Here is a 3,158-nt window from a genome sequence, read left to right on the forward strand (position 1 = left end):
GAACTCACAGACATCAATGTCAAACCGATGGAAACCTTCCGTATTATAGAAATCCGTCATTATCACAGCGGTATCCAATATTACAACGAATTTGTGGGTATCCCCGATTATTTTAATGCTGCCCATTATATTGACACCGAAGCCGTCCCGAAGGGCGAAGAGCAGCCGGCAAGGGTAACAGACAACAACGACCCCATGGGAATGGGAAGAGTGAGAGTGCAATTCCCGTGGCAGGAGGATAAAAACCAGATGACACCGTGGATACGGTTGATACAGCCCCACTCCGGAGCAGGAAAAGGATTTCATTTTATTCCTGAGATGGGTGAGGAAGTTCTGGTTGGCTTTGAAGGCCAGAATGCCGAAAAGCCTTTTGTGATGGGTACGCATTACAACGGGAGTGAAAAAAGCTTTTATCATACCGCAGGAAATGATTTAAAAGTCATAAAAACAAGAAGCGGGATTGAGCAAAACAATTCCCGTGGCAGGAGGATAAAAACCAAATGACACCGTGGATACGGTTGATACAGCCGCACAGTGGAAGTGGCAAAGGATTTCATTTTATTCCTGAGATTGGCGAGGAGGTTTTGGTGGGTCATGAAAGCGGAAATGCGGAGAAACCTTTTGTGATGGGGACGCATTACAACGGGAGTGAAAAAAGCTCTTACCATACCGCAGGAAATGATTTAAAAGTCATAAAAACAAGAAGCGGGATTGAGCAAATCTTTAATGATGCAGAAGGAAGCTGGAAACAAAGCACACCCGACGGAAATTTCTTACATTTTGACGGACAGGGAAATGCAACACTGAATGTCCCCAATGATTTAACCCTAAATGTCGGCGGAAACTTCAATATCAATGTCGGGAAAAACGTTTCCTTTTTAGTAGGTTTAAGAGCCATTTACAATATCGGACTGCAAATGATGATGAACACACCCATTCTGAAATATTTTGTTTCCGATAACTACCATCTCCAAAGTCCCAAAACTTTGATAAACGGAGAAGGGGAAATCAAGATTGAAGCGAAGGAAACTCAGGTTGCCGGATTTGAAAAATTATTTGTGCATTCCAACGAATCGGCTGTTATCAATTCTAAAGGGGTTGTTGAAGTAAAAGGACAGGATGGAACAAGTAATACGAACACACCTACAAACTATGAAATGACAAGACCCGAAATTACGGCTAAATGCATTGTTCATTTCAGACCAAAAAAAGATTGGAAAGGGATTGGTTATGGTTTTGACTATATGCGGAAAGGAGATACTTCTTTACTTTTCGGATCTGCAGAACCGGGTGATGCCGATTATGAAACTATTGTAAGTAAGCAATATACAGACACAACATATGCAGCTTTGGTAACTGATATTAATGAATATCGCAAAAGTTTCAAAAAAGATTCCGCACAATATAGTAGCTTAAAGAATGATTATAATGTTCACAATATCCCTTGGAGAGCAAAGAAAGATGCGGCGGGTGCAGAGTTGAAAGATTCTGCAGGAAATACCATCCCTGAAGAATATTTCTGCTCTTGGCTATCGTTATATCCACACAGTATAGTGGATTATAATTTAGGAAAAAAACTAGAGGGAAAACCTGTCCCTCCGACAATTCATTCTAATTGTAAAGCCATTTTAAGTTTAATTGTGGATATTGAAGAAGAACCTGAAATGTTGCGTTTTGAGGATAACGAATATTTTGAAATATCGCCGAAAGAGATTGAAGTCAAAGGAAAGGGAAAAGGAAAACACGCTTTTGCTGATCATGTTACGATTACCTGTCTCAAAGAATTCAGCAGTGACCAGACTTTGGTGGTTAATGCCATCACAAAAGATGAAGCAGGAAACCAAACGCTTTTACCCGCAGGAAAAATATTGGTATGGGCTAATAACTCCGCGAAAATCAAAAAAGCGAAAATTTTGTTAATTGATGTAAGAACTCCTGCAATATCGTCTACTGTGAAAAAAAATGGTGATATATCAGGTCAAAAATCCTTATTTAATTCCTATCTGAAACAGGCTTTGATTGATACGGAAGTTGCCACAGAAAGTTTGGACTTATCCGCAGATACAAATTTGCAAACCGGTGGCACATACATTCTCAATAATTTGATAAAAGCATATTATGATGATGCAGTTACCCCTCCTGCAGGATTTAAAACCATTCAGGAATATGTTTATGAAAAACTAAAAGACCAGTTAAAATCCATTAATCCCGCTGATGAAAATAAATATGACAGCCACTATATTATGGTGTATTTTGGAGAAAGTGGCGGAAAATATATGTCAGCAGGATATATTGATACTGTCGCGGGATATTCAAGCGGAAAATATGTCGTAATGTTCTCCGGCAAAACACCACAAACCGGTACACATGAATTACTGCACTCCTTTAATCTTCCTCATTCTTTTTCTAATAAAGAATGCATTGGTGTAATTGGAAATGTATTTACTTATCAGTATGCCCAAACAGAAAATATTTTAGATTATTCCCACAGACAATCCAAACCAAGATACAGTCTTTGGCATTGGCAATGGGTAAAAGCCAATAACAGTATTCGTTAAAAAAATAGTTTTATGAAAAATATAATTATAGTCTGCATCTGTCTTTTGTCGCTGAACAACTGCAATGCACAATATGGGAAACAAAAAAAAATCCAGAAGAAAACAACTCTTAAAAACAAAAAAATGAATCCATATCAATATTTAGTAACAAAAGATTTTGAAAAATTTGATGTTAACAAGCATAATGGTTATTTAGCTAATGGAAATTATCTTACCACAGGGATGTGGAAAGGAGGAGGAGACTATGTTGAGATAATAAAAAACTCATATTATTCTTTAATAAAATCATATTTTCTTAATAAGAATATTCAAAGTAAGGGTATCTCCTTCAACCAAGATACCTTTAAAATGGGCATTTGGTACGAGTTTGACGAAAACGGAAAACTTATAAAAGAAACCAATTACGATGATGGGTATGATTTTACACTAGAAGAGGTCATACAATATGCCGAATCCCTGAAAACAATCCAAAGATACGAAGACCTAAACAACGAAGTATTCCCAAAGGGAGAATACACCGTGTTGAATATGGGTGACCATAACCGTATCAAAAAAGACATCCGAAACGGGCAAAAAGTTTGGGTTATAGAATGTCATGAA

The 3,158-nt window shown here is 37.6% G+C and carries 3 protein-coding genes; all 3 read left to right on the top strand.

Annotation, left to right across the window (positions count from 1 at the left end):
• On the top strand, positions 1 to 504 hold a 504-nt coding region (locus ACM39_RS18620; protein WP_048512560.1), incomplete at its 5' end, for a phage baseplate assembly protein V.
• Positions 501 to 2,558 carry a phage baseplate assembly protein V gene (locus ACM39_RS19390; RefSeq protein WP_048512561.1) on the top strand — a complete coding sequence of 686 codons (2,058 nt, stop codon included), beginning with the start codon at positions 501 to 503 and terminating at the stop codon, positions 2,556 to 2,558. The genes ACM39_RS18620 and ACM39_RS19390, both read left to right, overlap by 4 nt.
• Before the next feature lie 12 nt (positions 2,559 to 2,570).
• A partial coding sequence (locus ACM39_RS18630) for a hypothetical protein (RefSeq protein WP_131701500.1) occupies positions 2,571 to 3,158 on the top strand: 588 nt, incomplete at its 3' end.

It is taken from the genome of Chryseobacterium sp. FH2 (assembly GCF_001045455.1).
In the GTDB taxonomy this organism is placed as follows: Bacteria; Bacteroidota; Bacteroidia; order Flavobacteriales; family Weeksellaceae; genus Chryseobacterium.